Origin of the sequence: Aeromonas sp. R7-5 (assembly GCF_040908015.1) — a bacterium.
GTDB lineage: Bacteria > Pseudomonadota > Gammaproteobacteria > Enterobacterales > Aeromonadaceae > Aeromonas > Aeromonas caviae.
Genome location: NZ_JBFOCZ010000034.1, coordinates 146,834 through 165,249 on the forward strand (window position 1 = coordinate 146,834; position 18,416 = coordinate 165,249).

17 protein-coding genes are annotated in these 18,416 nt (G+C 62.1%); 7 read left to right on the forward strand and 10 right to left on the reverse strand.

Features of this window, described 5'->3' with window-relative positions:
• Nucleotides 1–110: 110 nt before the first annotated feature.
• Nucleotides 111–1,487, reverse strand: a complete 1,377-nt coding sequence (gene dgt / locus AB5Y53_RS19660; RefSeq protein WP_368182989.1) for a dGTPase — start codon at nt 1,485–1,487, stop codon at nt 111–113.
• A 29-nt stretch (nt 1,488–1,516) separates the two neighbouring features.
• Nucleotides 1,517–3,829 (reverse strand): aerobic respiration two-component sensor histidine kinase ArcB, encoded by a 2,313-nt coding sequence (arcB, locus tag AB5Y53_RS19665; protein ID WP_069784566.1) that lies wholly within the window; start codon nt 3,827–3,829, stop codon nt 1,517–1,519.
• Nucleotides 3,830–4,030: 201 nt separating this feature from the next.
• On the opposite strand from arcB, the gene AB5Y53_RS19670 reads away from it, so the two are divergent.
• Nucleotides 4,031–5,029 carry a DUF2860 family protein gene (locus AB5Y53_RS19670; protein ID WP_042881204.1) on the forward strand — a complete coding sequence of 333 codons (999 nt, stop codon included), beginning with the start codon at nt 4,031–4,033 and terminating at the stop codon, nt 5,027–5,029.
• A 61-nt stretch (nt 5,030–5,090) separates the two neighbouring features.
• On the opposite strand, the gene AB5Y53_RS19675 is transcribed toward AB5Y53_RS19670, so the two are convergent.
• From AB5Y53_RS19675 to AB5Y53_RS19690, 4 genes are all read right to left on the reverse strand, one after another.
• Nucleotides 5,091–5,783, reverse strand: a complete 693-nt coding sequence (locus AB5Y53_RS19675) for a DUF3334 family protein (RefSeq protein WP_029313837.1) — start codon at nt 5,781–5,783, stop codon at nt 5,091–5,093.
• A gap of 118 nt (nt 5,784–5,901) precedes the next feature.
• Nucleotides 5,902–6,348 carry an HIT domain-containing protein gene (locus tag AB5Y53_RS19680; RefSeq protein WP_039040966.1) on the reverse strand — a complete coding sequence of 149 codons (447 nt, stop codon included), beginning with the start codon at nt 6,346–6,348 and terminating at the stop codon, nt 5,902–5,904.
• Nucleotides 6,349–6,421: 73 nt separating this feature from the next.
• Entirely contained in the window at nt 6,422–7,045 is a 624-nt protein-coding gene (locus AB5Y53_RS19685) for a DUF2057 domain-containing protein (protein WP_119197349.1), read from the reverse strand.
• A 74-nt stretch (nt 7,046–7,119) separates the two neighbouring features.
• Nucleotides 7,120–8,022, reverse strand: a complete 903-nt coding sequence (locus tag AB5Y53_RS19690) for a LysR family transcriptional regulator (RefSeq protein ID WP_368182990.1) — start codon at nt 8,020–8,022, stop codon at nt 7,120–7,122.
• A gap of 97 nt (nt 8,023–8,119) precedes the next feature.
• On the opposite strand from AB5Y53_RS19690, the gene AB5Y53_RS19695 reads away from it, so the two are divergent.
• Nucleotides 8,120–8,722 carry a short chain dehydrogenase gene (locus AB5Y53_RS19695; RefSeq protein ID WP_043152536.1) on the forward strand — a complete coding sequence of 201 codons (603 nt, stop codon included), beginning with the start codon at nt 8,120–8,122 and terminating at the stop codon, nt 8,720–8,722.
• 123 nt (nt 8,723–8,845) lie between these two features.
• On the opposite strand, the gene AB5Y53_RS19700 is transcribed toward AB5Y53_RS19695, so the two are convergent.
• From AB5Y53_RS19700 to dapA, 3 genes are all read right to left on the reverse strand, one after another.
• Nucleotides 8,846–9,949, reverse strand: a complete 1,104-nt coding sequence (locus tag AB5Y53_RS19700) for a phosphoribosylaminoimidazolesuccinocarboxamide synthase (protein WP_368182991.1) — start codon at nt 9,947–9,949, stop codon at nt 8,846–8,848.
• A gap of 169 nt (nt 9,950–10,118) precedes the next feature.
• A complete protein-coding gene (bamC, locus tag AB5Y53_RS19705; RefSeq protein WP_029313833.1) occupies nt 10,119–11,237 on the reverse strand; it encodes an outer membrane protein assembly factor BamC in 1,119 nt (372 codons plus the stop codon).
• The gene (gene dapA, locus AB5Y53_RS19710; protein ID WP_029313831.1) at nt 11,230–12,117 is read right to left on the reverse strand and encodes a 4-hydroxy-tetrahydrodipicolinate synthase; all 888 of its coding nucleotides are present in this window, start codon (nt 12,115–12,117) and stop codon (nt 11,230–11,232) included. The genes bamC and dapA overlap by 8 nt, the downstream gene beginning before the upstream one ends.
• A gap of 188 nt (nt 12,118–12,305) precedes the next feature.
• On the opposite strand from dapA, the gene AB5Y53_RS19715 reads away from it, so the two are divergent.
• The 3 genes from AB5Y53_RS19715 (at nt 12,306) to AB5Y53_RS19725 (ending at nt 14,023) form a co-directional block, all read left to right on the forward strand.
• Nucleotides 12,306–12,839, forward strand: a complete 534-nt coding sequence (locus AB5Y53_RS19715; protein WP_010673166.1) for a glycine cleavage system protein R — start codon at nt 12,306–12,308, stop codon at nt 12,837–12,839.
• A gap of 23 nt (nt 12,840–12,862) precedes the next feature.
• Complete coding sequence (gene bcp, locus AB5Y53_RS19720; RefSeq protein ID WP_010673165.1) at nt 12,863–13,327, forward strand: thioredoxin-dependent thiol peroxidase; 465 nt, start codon at nt 12,863–12,865, stop codon at nt 13,325–13,327.
• A gap of 195 nt (nt 13,328–13,522) precedes the next feature.
• Nucleotides 13,523–14,023, forward strand: coding sequence for a YfbU family protein (locus tag AB5Y53_RS19725; protein WP_368182992.1), 501 nt, complete (start codon nt 13,523–13,525; stop codon nt 14,021–14,023).
• Nucleotides 14,024–14,077: 54 nt separating this feature from the next.
• Here AB5Y53_RS19725 and yfbV read toward each other — a convergent pair whose 3' ends face one another.
• Nucleotides 14,078–14,518: a terminus macrodomain insulation protein YfbV gene (gene yfbV / locus AB5Y53_RS19730; protein WP_029313829.1), complete on the reverse strand. Its 441-nt coding sequence runs from the start codon at nt 14,516–14,518 to the stop codon at nt 14,078–14,080.
• Nucleotides 14,519–14,819: 301 nt separating this feature from the next.
• Here yfbV and AB5Y53_RS19735 point away from each other — a divergent pair, with 301 nt between their 5' ends.
• A complete protein-coding gene (locus AB5Y53_RS19735) occupies nt 14,820–16,022 on the forward strand; it encodes an acetate kinase (RefSeq protein ID WP_010673162.1) in 1,203 nt (400 codons plus the stop codon).
• A gap of 70 nt (nt 16,023–16,092) precedes the next feature.
• Nucleotides 16,093–18,246 (forward strand): phosphate acetyltransferase, encoded by a 2,154-nt coding sequence (gene pta, locus AB5Y53_RS19740; protein ID WP_010673161.1) that lies wholly within the window; start codon nt 16,093–16,095, stop codon nt 18,244–18,246.
• Nucleotides 18,247–18,416 lie beyond the last annotated feature (170 nt).

Consider the following 18,416-nt stretch of genomic DNA (forward strand, 5'->3'; position numbering starts at 1 on the left):
CTCCTTACCGTGTGAAAGTTGAACAAGTTGCCGCAGTGTAAAAAAACACCGAATTTTACGCAATATCTCTCCCACCCATATGGGTGGAATGCGGCCAAAAAGAGGTTCAGTCAAATCCCTGACAACAGCCGGAACTCCTCCAGTGCATAGGTATCCGTCATGCCGCTCACATAATCGAGCAGCAGCCGCACCCGGTAGTACCACTCCTGCTCGCTCTCCTTTTCGAAACGGGGATCCCGGCTCGCCACCGCCAGCCGGTACGCCTTGAGGTGGCGGGCAGAGAGGCGGTGGAACAGCCGCCGGGCAAAGAAGAGCTCGCTCCCGCCCTTGCCTGCGAGCAGCCGCTCGAACTGGCTGGCGGGCAGGGCCAGCAGGCAGGCGTAGGTGGAGAGCACCCCGCGCAGGGCGGCATAGCCTTCCAGCTCCAGCGCCTCCACCTCCGGGCGCATGAACACCAGCTCGCGAGCCACCCGCTTGAGGGTATCGAGTACCCGGGCTGCCGGAGCCTGACCGTGCAGCAGCGCCTGGGGATAGGCCCCGCTCAGGATCTGATCGTGCTCGGCCACATAGGTATGGGCGGCCAGCGCCACCAGATCCCGGGTCAGATGCTGGCGAAAATGGGGGAAGAACCCCCGACCGGAGGCAAGCGCCTCATCGAGCAGGTCGGCCATGTAACCGCCCTCGTCCGCCTCGCGCAGGGCTGCCAGCAGCTCACTCTGGGTGAGGATGCGCCTGTCCACCGCATCCTCGAGATCGGCGATGCAGTAAGAGATGTCGTCCGCCGCCTCCATGATGTAGACCAGCGGATGACGGCACCCCTCGGCCAGCCCCAGGCTCTGGCCGAGGGCACGATAGAGGGGTTGTTCGCTGAAGAAGATGCCGCGCTTGCTGGTCCAGCCGTGGTGCTGACCATAGCCCTGGGGATGGTGCAATCCCGGCAGGGGCTGCTGCGGGTATTTGCACAGCGCCGCCAGCTGCCCCAAGGTGAGGTTCAGCTCATGCAGGCTGTGCACCAGTCGCAGGCTCTGGGCATTGCCGTCAAACACCAGCAGATCCTGGCGAAGGGTTGCCCACTGGGCGCTCGGCAACTGGTCGTGGGCACGGGAGAAGAGGCCGTCCAGCTCCTGGGCAAGCCACTGACTCATCACCTGCTCGCCGAAATGGCCAAACGGCGGGTTACCGACATCGTGCAACAGGCAGGACATCTCCACCAGATTGATGAAGGCCCCCTCGCACACCACTCCGGCCGGCAGCGCCGCCAGGATGCGGCGACTGATCTGGCGACCGGTCTCCTGCACCTCCAGCGAATGGGTGAGACGGCTGCGCACCGAGGCTTTCACATCGAGCGGGAAGACCTGGGTCTTCTGCTGCAACCGACGCACCGGCGCCGCCTGCACGATGCGGGTGCGGTCCTGCTCCGTCGCCTCCAGCAGGTCTTCGTCTCCCCAGGGGTGAATGCGCTCGGGGGGGATCAAACGGTCATACATGTCGTGGCTCCTTGCCTGAGGCGTCGTGTCTACGAGAGCAGCCAGCGCCGCAGGCGGGCGATGTCACCCGGGTATTCCCGGCGCAGGGTTTCAATCCAGTCTTCCACGTTCTCCCACCAGGCGGGGTGATCCGGGCTCTGGATAAGCTGGGCCGTCTGCTGCAACCGGCGCAGGCCGATGGAGCCCGCCGCCCCCTTGATCTTGTGGGCCTCCTCCACCACACCGGCCTGATCCCTGGCAATCATGTTGGAGTCGAGCACCGCCATGTAGTCCGGCATCATCTTCTCGAACAGCTCGACGCTGGAGAGCAGCACCGGCTTGCCGACCGTGCTGGCGTAATCGGTTAGGAAGGGCAGATCCAGCAGGGCATCCTGATGGTGGACATCGTCCTGCTCGTCCGCCTCGTCCCCGGCAAGATCCGCAAACAGGTGGCCTATCACCTCCCGCACCGCCTTGGAGCCCAACGGCTTGTTGATCACATCCTGCATGCCGTGATCCCGGTAGTACTGGCGATCGCCGGTGGCGTTGGCGGTGAGCGCCACCATGGGGGGCAGGCTGTCGCCGTAGCGCGCGAGCAGTTGCTCTGCCACATCGAACCCCGTCATGTCCGGCAGCTGGATGTCGAGCAGGATCAAGTCGAAATCATCCGGGTTGGCCATGGCCAGCGCCTCTGCACCATCCCGCGCCACCTTGACCTGATGGCCGAGCTTGTTCAGCAGGGCGCAGGCCACGGTGACGTTCAGCTCCACATCCTCCACCAGCAGGATGTCGAGGGAGGGCATCTCGGGCTCCGGGGCCGCAGCCCTGGGCTCGACGCAGTCCACCTCCAGCTCGGCGGTGAAGCAGGCGCCTTCGCCCGGGTCGCTGTCCACATAGAGTTGACCGCCCATGGCCTGCACCAGCTGGCGGGAGACCGCAAGGCCGATGCCGGTGCCGGTGGCGTGCTTCTTGCCCTGCACCTGATAGTACATGGCGAAGATCTTCTCCTGCTGGGCGCGGGGAATACCCACCCCGGTGTCTTCCACCTCGAAGTGCAGCGCCAGCTTGCCCGGTTCATCAGCGGCGTGGGCGAGACAGCGTATGGTGACGCCCCCTTCATCGGTGAACTTGACCGCATTGCCCACCAGGTTCCACAGCACCTGACGCAGCCGGGTGCCGTCCGCCATCACGAACTGGGGCATGTCGCCGTCCCGGTCGAAGTGCAGGTAGAGCCCCTTCTGCTCCGCCTGGATGCGCGACAGCGTCTCCAGCTCGTCGAGGAAGGCGGGCAAATCCAGCGGAGCCGGCGCAATCTCCAGCCGGCGACGGTCGAGCTTGTCCAGATCGATGATGTCGTTGAAGATGTTGCCGAGCGTCACCGCGCTCAGGTGGATGGTCTTGAGCTGCTGCTGCTGTCTGGCATCGAGGGGCGTATCCATCAGCATCCGGCTCAGGCCGACGATGCCATTGAGCGGGGTGCGCAGCTCGTGGCTGATGGTGGAGATGAAGGTGGTCTTGTCCCGACTCGCCTTCTCCAGCTTGTCCTGGTACTGCTTGCGCTCGGTGATGTCGCGACCAAAGCCGAGCAGGCCGAGCCGCTTGCCGAAGCGGTCGAAGAAGGGCACCTTGCGCAGCTCGAAGTAGGCCTTGCGGCCATCGGGATACTCCAGCCACTGCTCATAGGTGAGCGGCTCGTTCTGGGCGAAGACCTGCTTGTCGGTCTCCACCACCTTGCTGGCGATGTCGTGCTTGTAGACATCGAACGGGGTCAGGCCGATGAGTTCCGCTTCCACCTTGCCGGTGAGCTCCTCCATGGCGCGGTTGCAACCGGAGAACTGCTCGTCCTCGTTGCGGTAATAGACCAGATCGGGGGAGCAGTCGATGAAGGAGCGCAAGAGGGCGGTACGCTCCCCCAGATGCAGCTGGGCCTTCTCCCGCTGGAACACTTCGTTTTCGAGATCCTCGATGGCTTGCTGGCGCAGGGTCTCGGCCCGGTTGGTCTCGGCTATCTGGGCATTGAGGCGGCTGATGTTCTCCTGCAACTGGCTGTTGAGCTCGAGATCCCGCTCGCGCATGTCTTGCAGCTTTCGCACCATGCGGGTCAGCCGCTGGCGGGAGTCCTCCAGCTGATCCACCACGATGGAGAGAAAATAGACGGCCCAGGGGGTCACCAGCAGACCGAAGAAGACAGAGCGCACCAGGTCGACGATGTCCACGGTGCCGCGCAAAAACAGGGTCACCCCCATCTGGATCGACACGGCCAGCACTATGATGGCGGTGGCCAGGAACATGCTGAAGCGCACCAGTCCCAGCTTGGTCATCAGGTCGACGTAATATTGCGCCCAGGATTTGATCTGCTTCATCTCGTTGTTTTCTCCCCTTTTCTGCGCAAACAGGATACCAGTACGGCGCCATGAACTCTTGTCCGTCGCGTATTCAATTATTGATTAACGTCACACTCCGGCTGGGGTAGCATGCCTGCCATGCCTCAGTCAGCACCGGTTCCACCGGAATACCGAGGCACACTGTCACCCTTCTCATTCGTTATGTCAGGAGCATACCCGATGCGAAATCATGTTCTGTTGAGCCTTGGCCTGCTGGTCGCCACCACCGCCCACGCCGATTTGGGGGAGATCCCCCGCCAGACCGGCTGGTCCGGTTTTCTGCTGGGCGGAGTCAATGCCGGCAGCCACAAGTCCAACTTCTATGCCGGTGACGACAGCAACAGCCGTATCGATGATCTGGGCTCCCCCGGCCGCGAAAGCGGTCTGAGCCCGCTGCTCAATGCCGATATCCGCTACACCTTCGCCGATACCCGCACCCAGGTCTTTCTCGGCAACCTCATCCAGGACGCGGTGCGCTTCGACTTTACCCAGCAACTCGGTCTGCGCCAGGAGATGGGCGACAAGGGTATCGTCGCCACCTCCCTGGTGTTCAACCTCATGCCGGTGGAAGTGTGGAGCGATCCCTTCGCCACCGGCGTGGACCGCAGCGCCACCGATCTCACCTCGAAAGGGGTGCGCTTTGCCTGGGACAGGATCTGGGGCAGCAACGTCTACGCCACCCTGACCAGCCGGGAAGTGGAGCTCGACGAGGAGCGCAGCGGCCAGCAATATGACCTGACCCACGGCACCCACTACGCCTCCATGCTGAGCCGCAACGGCAAGGTCCACGACCTGGCTGTTTCCTACCAGTACCACTTCGGCGGCGACCAGTTGCTGGAGCCCGCCTTCCTCTACAAGGAGGCCCGCCTGGACGGGAGTGCGGAGAGCTTCAAGAACACCGGTCTGCAGCTGACCTATGCCAAGCGCGCCTCCCAGTGGTCCATCGTGAGCAACCTCTACGCCGGCAAGCGCAAGTATGACGAGGCGAATCCCCTGTTCGGCCAGCGCGCCGATGCCAGCGAGTTCGCCCTCAATGGCACCTTCTTCTGGCACAACCTGTTCGGCATCAAACCCCTTGCCGCCACCTTCACCGCGGCCTACTCCAGCGCCGACTCCGACATCGACTTCTACGATGCCGAGGCGCTTCGCTTCAGTACCGGGCTGCTTTACAACTTCTGACCCGCCCCAAGCAAGGAGGCCACCCCCGGGGTGGCCTCTTCATTTGCACAACCCTCGACCATCAGATGCCGAGGGAATCCAGCAGATCGTCGTGCTCGTTGCTCGCCGGCGCGGCCGCCGGTGCCGGTTTGGCTGACTGCTTGGCCTGGGCGATCAGCTCGTCGGGATCCACCTCCTCCTGCACGCCGCCATCATGGATCCGGATAAACTCCGTCTTGTCCATGGCCAGCTCCAGATAGAAGATGTTGTTGCTGGCGGTGAAGAAGGTCACCCGGCGGGTCTCGGGATTGTCGAGGTTGGTGTCGACGCTCAGCATCACCTGCTTGTTGAGCGCCAGCATCTTGGGCTGGTTCTGGGTGATGTGGGTCTGCAGCTCGCGCCCCACCTTGGTGGTGAAGCTGCCGACGATCTGGTTCATCAGCTCGCCCATGACGTTGCTCACCTCGTCCGAGGTGTGGGAGATGGCGAGATCCTCCTTGGAGAGCCCCATGCTCAGCATGTAGCTCTGGTAGAGCTCCATGGCCGCGGCGGCGGAGAAGTTGATCACCACCAGGCCGGAGAAGCCGCCGTCAAACAGCACGAAACAGCCGATGTCAGGCTTGAGGCAGGTCTTGCTGATCCGCTGCACCATGCCGGAGAAGCGCACCTGGGTCTGGGTCGCCGCACTCAATACGCTCGTCACCGAATTGCACAGGCTCAGCAGTACGTCCTCTGTGGTCAATACGGCATCATCCTCGGATCTTGTCACTATCATGGAACCTTCCTGCTGATCGAAATAATGGGGCTGTCACTCGTGTCGCCCATGTCACCATGCACCGACGCGATACGCTAACAGATTGCGTGATCCCGGTGCCCAAAGCGCGAGCCACCTCTCACTTGACTGGATTATCAGTCAGAAATGGCTGAAATCCATCCAGGGTAGCCAGACGGGTTTGCCAACTGGCAGCCGCCCCTTGCAAGGCCTGCTCCTCATAGGGAATGGCGGGACAGGCACCCCAGATGGGGCCGGGCCAGGCCGCATCCGAGCTGAAGCGGGCCACGTGGTGCAGGTGCAGCTGAGGCACCAGATTGCCGAGGGCCGCCACGTTGATCTTGTCCGGGCCGAGTGCCCGCTCCATCAGGGTGGCGACGGCGCAGGACTCCTGCATCAACTGCTGTTGCTGCTCGGGGGCCAGATGATGGATCTCCCGCAGGTTGGCGACCCGGGGCACCAGAATCAGCCAGGGATACTGGCTGTCTTTGGCCAGCAGGACGCGGCACAGGGGCAGATCCCCGAGTATCCGGGTATCCGCCTGAAGGCGGGGGTGCAATTCAAACATGGGGGCCTCGCTGATCAACATGGGCACATCGGGAATCAAAGATGTGCCCACGTTACTGCAACGGGGAGCAAACTTAAAGGCGCGGCACGGCCCAACCGATGAAGCGCTTGCGAAGCGCGGGGTCCGCCTGCAGGAAAAGCTGTTGCAACTGCCCTTCCAGGGCGCTGGCAGGCACGGAGGAGGCCCGGGGCGTCGCCACGGCGGCCGCAGCCACATCCGCCGCACCGGCGAGCACGGCAGGCCCCTCGCCACGGTTGTACTCCATCAGCCTCGCATGCCAGTCCATGCCGATCTGCATCCCCTGCACCATCAGCGTATCCTGGCGCACCTCGAGGGGCTGCCCCCCCGCCACCAGGCCCAGGACAGGGGCCCTGGCGTAGCGTTCCATCCCGGCCTCGTCCGCAGGCACGGGAGCCTGCAGGCGCACCGACTGCCCGCGGGCCTCATAGCGAAGCACCTGGGGCTCGGAGCGAACCTGGCGATCGTTGTCGCTGCTGTTGCGACTCGGGATCACCCCCTCGTAGCGCACCAGCAGTTGCTGCTCCCCGTCGGCCAGCACGGCATGCTGCTCGTCCTGCACCTTGCCGGCGCTCACCGCCAGGATCTGGAAATCCCGGGGCACCTCGACCCTGACCTCGGCCTGCACACCGCCGCAGCACAGCAGCGCAACCCCTGCCCAACCCTGATGACGCTTCATTCCCTGACTCTCCTTTCGCGATGAAGGGCGCAGGGTAGCAGCCCCAGATGACAGAAAAATAACGGGATGCAGGCTCACCCCAGCAGATAATGGGGCCGCTCGGCAAACCACTGGGCCAGCACCTGCTTGAACAGCCGGATCTTGCGCGGCACCCGGCGCTGCTGGGCGTGCAGCACATGGATCGGGTGCAGGCCGGTCTGCCACTCCGTCAGCACGGCCACCAGCTCCCCTCGGGCCAGGCTGGCCTCCACCAGCATCAGTGGGCACTTGGCAAAGCCCATGCCCGCCCGGGCCAGTTGCAGCAGGGTGCTGTAGTGGTTGGCCCGCACTCGCCCCTGCACCAGGATGTGCGCCTCCTCCTCCCCCTGGCGAAAGTGCCACTGCTCCCAGTCCGGGTTGTGGCCCTGCAGCAGGCAGGAGCGCCTCCCCAGCTCATAGGGAGTGGCGGGGATCCCCTCCCGGGCCAGCAGGGCGGGGCTTGCCACCACCACATCCTTGAGCCTGCCGAGCGGCAGGGCCACCAGGTTGTCGGGGATCAGCTCCATGGCCCGCAAGGCGATGTCATTCTCCCCCTGGCTCATGTCGATCATGGCATTGGTGAAGTTGAGCTCGACCTGGACGCGGGGGCAGAGCTCGGCAAAACGGGCGAGCAGCTCGCTCACCATGCGGTCCCCCGTGCTGACCGGGCAGGTGAAGCGCAGGCGGCCGCTGTCCTCCTCGGTCAGGGCGCGGATCCCCTCCTCCGCCTCCCGGGCCAGGGCGAAGATCTCGCCGGCCTGCTGGTGAAGCACCCTCCCCGCCTCGGTCAGGCTGAGTCTGCGGGTCGTGCGCTGGAGCAGCTGGGCATTGAGGGCGGACTCCAGGGCGCTGACATGGCGACTCAGCATCCCCTTGCTCACCCCCAGGGCATCGGCAGCGGCGGAGAAACTGCCCCGCTGCACCACTTCATAGAAACTGGCCAGGTGGGTGATATCCATCATTAGCACCAATATGGAAACAATGGGTTCATCATAAGCGCTTTTTCTCCCTTTTTATCCCGCTATCATCAACTCATCTCAACCAGGAGCGATAGATATGAAGATTGTGATTGTGGGTGCCTCCGGCACCATTGGCGCCGCCGTCAGCGAACTGCTTGCCCAGGATCACCAGGTGATCCGGGTCGGTCACAGCCAGGGGGATGCCAGAGTGGACATGCGCGACCCCGCCTCCATCCGGGCGCTCTTCGAGCAGATCGGATCCTTCGATGCCCTGGTGGTCGCCAGCGGCAGCGTCGCCTTCAATGCCCTGACCGAGATGACGGACGAGCAGTGGCAGGTGGGGCTTCAGAGCAAGCTGATGGGCCAAATCAACCTGACCCGGGCCGCCATTGCCCACCTGAGCGACCGTGGCTCCATCACCCTCATCAGCGGCATTCTGAGCGAGGAGCCCATCCACTGGGGGGTGAGCGCCACCACCATCAACGGTGCCATCGAGCACTTCGTGAAAGGGGCCGCCTGCGAGCTGCCAAGGGGCATTCGCATCAACGTGGTCAGCCCCACCGTGCTGGAAGAGTCCATGGGCAAGTATGCCGACTTCTTCCCGGGCTTCGTGCCGGTACCCGCCGCCCGGGTGGCCCAGGCCTACAAGAAATCGGTACTGGGGGTACAGACCGGCCAGATCTTCCGGGTCAATGGCTGAGCGCTCCGGACAACCCAATGAAAACGGGCCCCGTCATGGGGCCCGTTTTGTCATCTGCGTTGCAAGTGCCTCGCCTGCCACCGGCAAACGTTTGTTCGCCTGCGGCAAAAAAAGCGGTCGGCCTCAGTCGATCAGGCCGTACTGCTCCCGCAGTACCTCGATGATCTCCTGCTTCGGATTGGTACTGCGTACCAGCGGCTGACCGATGATCATCTCGGCGATCCCCACATAGGTGCGGGAGATATCCATCATCACCTCGGTGGGCAGCTTGTTGTCACGGGCCAGGGCGAAGCGCTCGGGCATGCGGTTCTTGTTGAGCAGGATGTCCGGATCCGGGAAGTGGTTCAGCAGCCACTGGCGGAAGCCCTCTTTGGACTTCTCGATGATCTCGCCGCCGCGAAGGGCTGCGCCGTCCCAGATGCGTGAGCTGTCGGGGGTGCCCACTTCATCCATGTAGATGAGCTTCTCGCGACCGGCGGCATCGGTCACGTAACCGAACTCGAACTTGGTGTCGACGAAGACCTGATCCAGGGCAGCCAGCGCCTCGCTGATGACGTTGAAGCCCTCTTTGAGCAGCGCCTCGTAGCGGTCGATGTCCGCCGGGGAGCGGAAGCCGAAGGCCTGATGGTGGCGCTCGATGTCGCCGCGGGAGACGTTGACGTCGTCCGCTTCCGGCACGCCATACAGCCCCTTGAGGATCCCCTTGGTGGACGGGGTGATGAGGATCTCGGGCAGCTTCTGATCCTTCTTGAGCCCTTCCGGCAGGGTGATGCCGCAGAATTCCCGCTCACCATCCTTGTAGGCACGCCACATGGAGCCGGTGATGTACTGGCGGGCAATGGCCTCGATCATCACGGGACGGGCTTTTTGCACGATCCAGACGAAGGGGTGCGGGATGTCCAGGATGTGGCTGTCCGCCAGCCCCTGCTCCTTGAACAGCTTGAACCAGTGGCTGGAGATGGCATTGAGCGCCGCGCCCTTGCCCGGCACGCCGTTCAGACCGTCCACCCCTTGCCAGATGCAGTCGAAAGCCGAGATGCGATCACTGATCACCATGAGGGCCAGGGGCGTATCGGCCGGCACATCATAGCCTTTCTCCCGAATGAGCCGGGCACTGTCTGCCGGGGTCAACCAGTAGACGCTGCGCACTTTGCCGGAATGGACAGGTTTATCGGTACGGATCGGCAAATCGTCGTTCACCGCCAATACTTGATCTGCAAGACTCATGGCTAATAACACTTCCTGTTGTGGGACTAGTTAGGCAGGGGCACCAGACCCCTGTCTGTGGGGGATTCACATCATCAGGTACTCAGGCCCGGGGCAACCGGCTCGGCACGCTGGCCCTGCGGCAACCCGGACATAACAAAACAGGGGCGCGAGGCCCCTGTTTTCATGCTTACTTCGCCCCCTGATCGGCCAAGCCCTTGGCAAAGGCCTCGGACAGGCTGATGTACATCTGGGAGATGACACCGGATGCGACAGGCTTCTTGTCCTTGTCGAACAGGGTGATGGAGGTCTTGCCGCCCGTCATCTCGCCGAGCTGGAAGCGATACTTGTCTTCCTCGAGCTTGAAGGGTTCCGCTCCCTTAGCCTTCCAGAACTCGCTGTCCGGCTCGTCGTACTCCACGTCGATCCAGCCCAGGGACTGCTGGGTATCCTTGATGGTGAAACCATAGGCAGGCAGCACCTGATTGAGGCGGCGCCACACCTGGTCAAACGACCCTTCGGCAATCCAGGCGCTCAGCTCGTTGTTGTCCAGACCCAGCTCCAGCCCCATGCCATCGCTGGACTTGTGCTGTTCACGGGCCTTGAGCTGCTTGTCGTAATAGAGGGAGAACTGGTTCAGGGCGCGGGTAGCATAACGCTGGGCGTCCGCCGGCGTCAGCACAGTGCTGGTCTCGCCGTCGATGGTCTCTTCGTGATCCAGCACCCGTACCGACATCTTGATGGCGTGACGCTGCACATCGTTGCGCAGGGTGAACTGGTAACGCTGACGGATCTTGAAGTCATCGTCATCTTCCGCCCAGCCATCGAGCACCGCTGAGTTGTCAAACCAGCCGGTCTGCAAGACGCCGTCCTGCTGGTCCAGCTTCTCGGTGGTGACCTTGTGTTCGGCCAGGAAGTTCATCAGGAAGGCCCAGGTATCGCGCTCCACACTCTGGGAGGTGCTGAGGGCATAGAAGGCGACGGTTGGCTCGCTGGCATTGGCCACCACCTGGCTGCCGGGCACCACGGTGAGCAACTGGGCGGGCGGACGCACGTCCACCTTGGCCCCGAGGGCGCCCTCACGGCTGCTCTCGGGCAGAGCCGGAATGTCGAAATTGCTGTTAAAGGCGGGGGTACTCAACCCGGCGGGCACAAGGAAGGCGCGGCCTTCGAGGCGGCTCTCTTCATACTCGAAGCCACGGTTGGCCATTTTGCGTTCCTGGGGTGAGCTGCAGGCAGCCAGCACGGCCACCGTCGCGACACTCAGTACCAGGCGCACTGCATTTCCCTTTCCATTTGCTTTAAACACTCGCCATCAACTCCGCAGTCGTCAGTGCTCGCGCCATCGCCGCTTCCCCCTCGGGGGTGAGATCGGTCAGGGGCAGACGCAAGGTCGCCGTCGCCATCAATCCCAGCCGGGCACAGGCCCATTTCACCGGGATGGGACTCGGTTCACAGAACAGAGTCTGATGCAACGGCATCAATCGATTGTTGATGTCATGAGCCTGCCCGGCATCACCGGCCAGGGCAGCACGACACATGTCGGCCATCTGGGGCGCCGCAATATTGGTGGTGACCGAAATGACACCATCGCCCCCTTGCAGCATAAAATCACATCCGCTGGCGTCATCGCCACTATAAAGCGCAAAATCCGGCCCGCACAGTTCGCGCAGCAGCGGGGTACGGCCAAGATCGCCAGTCGCTTCTTTCAAACCTATGATGCCGGGCACCTTGGCCAGACGGGCCACCGTCTCGGGTTTGAGGTCACAGCAGGTGCGACCGGGCACATTATAGAGAATTTGAGGCAGACCACTAGCCTCGGCGATCGCACAATAGTGACGATAGAGGCCTTCCTGGGTGGGTTTGTTGTAATAGGGGGTAACCGAGAGACCCGCCACCACGCCCATGGTGGCGAAACGCCGGGAGAGGGCGATGGCGTGAGCAGTATTGTTGGATCCGCAGCCCGCGATGACGGGAATGCGTCCGGCGGCGTATTCCACCGTCTTCTCAACCACGGCGATATGTTCCTGCTCGCTCAGGGTGACCGACTCTCCCGTGGTTCCCACGGCGACAATGGCGCTGGTCCCGGCATCCACATGATATTCCACCAGCGCTGCCAGACTGACCCAATCGATGTCGCCCGAAGGCAGCATGGGGGTAACGAGCGCAACAATACTACCGCGTAACATGGATAATTCTCCCGATTTTCAGGGGCGTAATGGTAAAGCTGCCCCTTTTGAAAAACAAGGGAGGCACGGGACAAGCCGTGTTACCATCCGGCACAAAACGTATGAATGCACGAGCGCACAAGAGGCCTCCCGGCAGGGTGCCGGCACCCGCGGTCAACGCATTCTCAATAATGGACGAGAGACGATTTATGACTCACTACCTGGTCGTAACGGCCATCGGCACGGACAGGCCTGGCATCGTCAATGAGGTGACCCGTCACGTCAGTGGCTGCGGTTGCAACATTGTCGACAGCCGTCTTGGCATCTTCGGCAACGAATTCACCTTCATCATGCTGCTGTCCGGTGACTGGAACAGCCTGATGCAACTGGAAATCAGCCTCCCACTGCGCAGCCAGGAGTGGGATCTCATCACCATGATGAAACGCACCGAGCGCCACCACTCCCTGCAATATGACATCAGCGCCAGCGCAGAGGTGCTGATCCGGGATCAGCCGGGCATCGTAAGTCAGTGCACCCAGTTCTTCAGCGATCACGGCTGGGACATCCAGGCCATGCAGACCATCACCCTGGAACAGCAACCCTTCAACCTGCTCAAGGCGAACTTTCAGTTGAATCTCTCCAAGCAGGGAGAAGAGCCTGGCTCGAAGACAGCCTTCGCCGATTTCTGTCGTGGACTGGGCGCCGAGTCGTTCGAATTCATCGTCAATCACAAGTACGCCTGACGGCGTTTATCCGAGGAGACCCCATGTCACCACTAGAAGCTGGTACCCAGGCCCCCGATTTCTCCCTCTCCGATCAGGACGGCAATCAGGTTCGCCTCGCCGACCTGCGCGGCAAGAAGGTGCTGATCTATTTCTACCCCAAGGCGATGACCCCGGGTTGCACCACCCAGGCCTGCGGTCTGCGCGACGTCAATAGCGAGCTGGCTGCCCTCAATGTGGTGGTGCTCGGCATCAGCCCGGACAGCGCCAAGCGCCTGAAAAAGTTCGAGGAGCGCGACAACCTCAACTTCCGCCTGCTGGCCGATGAGGATCACGCGGTGGCCGATGCCTTTGGCGTCTGGGGCCCGAAGAAGTTCATGGGCAAGGAGTATGACGGCATCCATCGCCTGAGTTTCCTCATCGATGAAGAGGGCAAGGTTGCCCATCGCTTCGACAAGTTCAAGACCAGCGATCACCATCAGGTGGTGCTCGACCTCGTCAAGGGCTAAGCCACCAGCGGCATTGTTGCAGGGCTCGCCATGGCGGGCCCTGCTCGTTTCACCACGGCATCAGCCCCCACTCTCTGGCGGCTCACCAGGGCGCCTCTTACCCCTTTTTCTCGCCAACCTCCCCTCTCAGATCAAAAAATTCATCCTGGATATGGGTTAACGTGACCCCAGATTCATTTTCCAGCGAGACAGCCCATGAACATGAGCCACACCGAACGCCTGATCCTGAGCAACCAGTACGAGATCCTGGCCAAACTCAATCCGGAAAAGACGGCGTTTTACCAGCGTGCCAGCACCATCGTCGAGCGCGGCTACTGCCTGCAGATCCTCGAGCTGGAGAAGAGCTTCGGCCATCTGGACCTCGCCACCTGCCAGGAGGTGCTGGACACCCTGGAGCTGCACCATGCACTGGCCATCTCCTGGGGCAACCTGGATGCCAGCGCCCGGGCCGATGTCAACGAGAGCCGCCTTGCCTTCAACGGCTACAGCCGCAGCCAGGAGCGGGAACTGGCGGATTACGTCTGCTTCCTGCTGGAAGTGGACAAGCGCTTCCCCGAACTGCCCTGCCCCTGTGACGAGCTCTCCAGCGACATCGCCATGCGGGACAAGTACCAGCGCATGCTGGCGGTCTGGCGTCAGTGCCCCCGTCAGTACAAGCTCTCCATCCAGGAGATCAGCAAGGTGCTGGCCGCCTGAGAATGTGAAAAAGGCGCCTGAGGGCGCCTTTGTCGTCAGTCTGACTCCGGAAAGTCATTCGTAGAGGAAGGATTTGTCCAGCTGCTTGAAGGCGGCGTTGAGGGTATCGGCCAGCTCTTCGTAGCGGGGACGGGCCACCAGCTGACGTTGACCGCCCTGCTCGTTCATCTTGCCGTTTATCTCCCGATACCAGGTGGCGAGGGAGGGGGGCAGCCGGGTATCGGCGCGCTGGCCGAGCCAGTAGTACCCTTGCAGCGGCAGGCTGAGCAGGAAGAGCACGGACGCCATCACGGAGGGCCAGTAATGAAGCTCGCCAAACTGGAACTGCACCATGACGCTGAGCACCGCCAGTGCCGGGATCACCTTGAGGGCGAATTCGGTGGCCTTGATCACCCGATTCTCCGGGAACATGGAATTAAGCTCGGGACGGCGCGGCCAAAGAGTCATATAATGACGGCCTTGCTGTAATTTAGTTCCAAAAATGTTCATGCTCATGCTACCTCCGAGCTCTTTTCGAACGCATTAACGGCAAAACCTCGACAATATTTGAGAGGCAATAACAAAGGTTGAGGATGACTTTGTTATTTTTCAACAATCAGGTTATCCTTTGTACGCCCATTTTTACGCTGGGGCACGGCCACTGACCAGTCAGGGACGTCTGAATTTCGGGTCTTGTATCACTATACAAGGGGCAAGCAACAGATTGCCAACCCTCATAAGGATAAGTTGATAGTTTTTGGACGCACCGCGTCCGGCGCATCCTCCAACCCAACCCAATCTGCGATAGGATTTATTCATGAGTAAGCTGGTTCTTGTTCTTAACTGTGGCAGCTCGTCCCTGAAGTTTGCTGTCATTGACGCAACCACCGGTGATGACCTGCTGTCCGGCCTGGCCGAATGCTTCAACCTCGACGACGCCCGCATCAAGTGGAAGCTGAACGGCGAGAAAGGCAACGCTGATCTGGGTGCCGGTGCCGCTCACCAGGAAGCGCTGGACTTCATCGTTCACAAGATCCTGCCGCTCAACCCGGAACTGTCCAAGAACCTGATCGCCATCGGCCACCGCGTGGTACACGGCGGCGAGCGTTTCACCTCCTCCGTTCGCATCTGTGATGACGTCATTGCCGGCATCGAAGCCGCCATTCCTTACGCACCGCTGCACAACCCGGCTCACCTGATCGGTATCCGTGCCGCCCTGAAGGTCTTCCCGGAACTGGCCGAGAAGAACGTCGCCGTGTTCGACACCGCCTTCCACCAGACCATGCCGGAAGAAGCCTTCCTGTACGCCCTGCCGTACAAGCTCTACAAAGAGAACGGCATCCGTCGCTACGGCGCCCACGGCACCAGCCACTACTACATCAGCCTGGAAGCGGCCAAGCAGCTGAACAAGCCGGTGGAAGAGCTCAACATCATCAACTGCCACCTGGGCAACGGCGGCTCCGTCTGCGCCATCAAGAACGGCCAGTCCGTCGACACCTCCATGGGCCTGACCCCGCTGGAAGGCCTGGTGATGGGTACCCGTTCCGGTGACATCGATCCGGCTATCATCTTCTTCCTGCACGACAAGCTGGGCATGAGCGTTGCCGAGATCAACACCATGCTGACCAAGGAATCCGGCCTGCAGGGTCTGACCGAAGTCACCTCCGACTGCCGTTTCGTTGAAGACAACTACGACAGCAAGGAAGAAGCCAAGCGCGCCATGGACGTGTACTGCTACCGTCTGGCCAAGTACATCGGTGCCTACGCCGCCGCCATGGACGGTCGTCTGGATGCCGTGGTCTTCACCGGCGGCATCGGCGAGAACTCCGCCCCGATCCGTGAGATCACCCTGAACAAGCTGGGCCTGCTGGGCTTTGACGTCGACCACGACGCCAACCTGAAGGCTCGCTTCGGCAAGGGCGGCGAGATCACCAAGGCTGGTTCCACCAAGGCCCTGGTTATCCCGACCAACGAAGAGTGGGTCATCGCCCACGACGCGCTGGAACTGGTCGGCGCATAAATTAGCTGTAGAGCAAGGCCGCCCCAGGGCGGCCTTTTCCTGATCCCAAAAAATGAACAAGGGGTAATAAGTGGCACGCACTATTATGCTCATCCCGGTCGGCACTGGTGTCGGCGTAACCTCCGTGAGTCTTGGCGTCGTTCGCGCCATGGAACGTCACGGTGTCAATGTCAGCTTCTTCAAACCGGTCGCCCAGCCGCGTCCGGGTGAAACCGGTACCGAGCGCTCCACCGCCGTGATCCGCGCCGCTGCCAACATCAACCCGCCCGAGCCGTTCGCCCTCTCCTACGCCGAGAACATGATCACCTCCAGCAACACCGACATCCTGCTGGAAGAGATCGTGGCCCGCTTCGAAGAGCACGTGAAGACCAGCGGTGCCGAAGTGGTGGTGATCGAGGGCCTGGTTCCGACCGACAAGCAACCCTTTGCCAACAAGCTGAACTACGACGTCGCCAAGGCGCTGGACGCCGACATGGTGTTCGTGACCCATCCGGGCAACGACTCCAGCCAGAAGCTCAAAGAGCGCATCGAGCTGGCCTGCTCCAACTTCGGTGGCGTCAACAACCCGCGCATCGTGGGCTGCGTCATCAACAAGGTAGGTGCCCCGGTTGACGAGCACGGCGTGACCCGTCCCGACCTGACCGAGATGTTCGAAGCGCACCACCACGGCGCCGACACCGGCCACAACCTGGAAGTGCTGCAGGTCTTCGGCAAGAGTCCGCTGCGCATCCTCGGCTGCATTCCCTGGAACACCCAGCTGATCGCCCCACGCGCCAAGGATCTCGCCAAGCACCTGGCCGCCAAGATCATCAACAAGGGTGAGCTGGAAAGCCGCCGCCTGCAGACCGTGACCTTCTGCGCCCGCTCCATCCACAACATGATCGAGCACTTCCGTCCGGGCAGCCTGCTGGTGACCTCCGGCGACCGCTCCGACGTCATCGTCTCCGCCTGCCTGTCCGCCATGAACGGCGTCAAGCTGGGTGCCCTGCTGCTGACCGGCAACTACCACCCGGAACCGCAGGTGATGGCACTGTGCCAACAGGCCATGGCCACCGGTCTGCCGATCATGATCACCGGCACCAACACCTGGCAGACCGCCGTCAGCCTGCAGAACTTCAACGTCGACATCCCGGAAGATGACCGCGAGCGTATCGAGCTGGTGCAGGACTACGTTGCTGGTCACATCGACAAGCACTGGATCGAGTCTCTCTCCGCCAAGTCCACCCGTTCCCGTCGCCTGAGCCCGCCGGCTTTCCGCTACCAGCTGACCGAACTGGCCCGTCAGGCCAACAAGCGCGTCGTGCTGCCGGAAGGGGAAGAGCCGCGCACCATCAAGGCTGCCGCCATCTGTGCCGAGCGTGGCATCGCCCGTCCGGTCCTGCTGGGCAACCCGGAAGAGATCCGTCGTGTTGCCGAACAGCAGGGCGTGGTACTGACCGACCGCGTCGAGATCATCGATCCGGTTGCCGTACGCGAGCGCTATGTGGCTCGTCTGGTCGAGCTGCGCAAGAACAAGGGCATGACCGAAGTGGTTGCCCGCGAACAGCTGGAAGACAACGTGGTACTGGGTACCATGATGCTGGAGCGCAACGAGGTCGACGGTCTGGTATCCGGCGCCGTGCACACCACTGCCAACACCATCCGTCCGCCGATGCAGATCATCAAGACCGCCCCGGGCTCTTCCCTGATCTCCTCCATCTTCTTCATGCTGCTGCCGGATCAGGTGCTGGTCTACGGTGACTGCGCCATCAACCCGGATCCCACCGCCGAGCAGCTGGCCGAGATCGCCATCCAGTCCGCCGACTCCGCTGCCGCCTTCGGCATCGAGCCGCGCGTGGCCATGATCTCCTACTCCACCGGCACCTCTGGCGCCGGCGCGGACGTGGAGAAGGTGCGTGAAGCGACCGAGCTGGCCAAGGCCAAGCGTCCCGACCTCATCATCGACGGCCCGCTGCAGTACGATGCGGCCATCATGGAGAACGTCGCCAAGTCCAAGGCACCGAACTCCCCGGTTGCCGGCAAGGCCACCGTGTTCGTCTTCCCGGATCTCAACACCGGCAACACCACCTACAAGGCGGTACAGCGCTCCGCCGAGCTGGTCTCCATCGGCCCCATGCTGCAAGGCATGCGCAAGCCGGTCAACGACCTCTCCCGTGGCGCCCTGGTGGACGACATCGTCTACACCATCGCCCTGACCGGCATCCAGGCAGCACAGGCCGAGTAATCGACCCGCAGTCCGATACAATGAAAAACCCGCCGAGAGGCGGGTTTTTTTTATGGCTCGCGCCCAGAAATGTTGATCCGCAAGATCAGGTCGGGATCCCGTCCGGATCTACAGACAGATCCGCGTTCCGCCCTTGGCAAGGCACGAGGGATAAGCAAACGCTCACACCC

Bases quoted from the DNA above. Each gene is read 5' to 3' on its own strand.
- dgt (WP_368182989.1), bottom strand. From the start codon at position 1,487: ATGTATGACCGTTTGATCCCCCCCGAGCGCATTCACCCCTGGGGAGAC.
- arcB (WP_069784566.1), bottom strand. From the start codon at position 3,829: ATGAAGCAGATCAAATCCTGGGCGCAATATTACGTCGACCTGATGACC.
- AB5Y53_RS19670 (WP_042881204.1), top strand. From the start codon at position 4,031: ATGCGAAATCATGTTCTGTTGAGCCTTGGCCTGCTGGTCGCCACCACC.
- AB5Y53_RS19675 (WP_029313837.1), bottom strand. From the start codon at position 5,783: ATGATAGTGACAAGATCCGAGGATGATGCCGTATTGACCACAGAGGAC.
- AB5Y53_RS19680 (WP_039040966.1), bottom strand. From the start codon at position 6,348: ATGTTTGAATTGCACCCCCGCCTTCAGGCGGATACCCGGATACTCGGG.
- AB5Y53_RS19685 (WP_119197349.1), bottom strand. From the start codon at position 7,045: ATGAAGCGTCATCAGGGTTGGGCAGGGGTTGCGCTGCTGTGCTGCGGC.
- AB5Y53_RS19690 (WP_368182990.1), bottom strand. From the start codon at position 8,022: ATGGATATCACCCACCTGGCCAGTTTCTATGAAGTGGTGCAGCGGGGC.
- AB5Y53_RS19695 (WP_043152536.1), top strand. From the start codon at position 8,120: ATGAAGATTGTGATTGTGGGTGCCTCCGGCACCATTGGCGCCGCCGTC.
- AB5Y53_RS19700 (WP_368182991.1), bottom strand. From the start codon at position 9,949: ATGAGTCTTGCAGATCAAGTATTGGCGGTGAACGACGATTTGCCGATC.
- dapA (WP_029313831.1), bottom strand. From the start codon at position 12,117: ATGTTACGCGGTAGTATTGTTGCGCTCGTTACCCCCATGCTGCCTTCG.
- AB5Y53_RS19715 (WP_010673166.1), top strand. From the start codon at position 12,306: ATGACTCACTACCTGGTCGTAACGGCCATCGGCACGGACAGGCCTGGC.
- bcp (WP_010673165.1), top strand. From the start codon at position 12,863: ATGTCACCACTAGAAGCTGGTACCCAGGCCCCCGATTTCTCCCTCTCC.
- AB5Y53_RS19725 (WP_368182992.1), top strand. From the start codon at position 13,523: ATGAACATGAGCCACACCGAACGCCTGATCCTGAGCAACCAGTACGAG.
- yfbV (WP_029313829.1), bottom strand. From the start codon at position 14,518: ATGAGCATGAACATTTTTGGAACTAAATTACAGCAAGGCCGTCATTAT.
- AB5Y53_RS19735 (WP_010673162.1), top strand. From the start codon at position 14,820: ATGAGTAAGCTGGTTCTTGTTCTTAACTGTGGCAGCTCGTCCCTGAAG.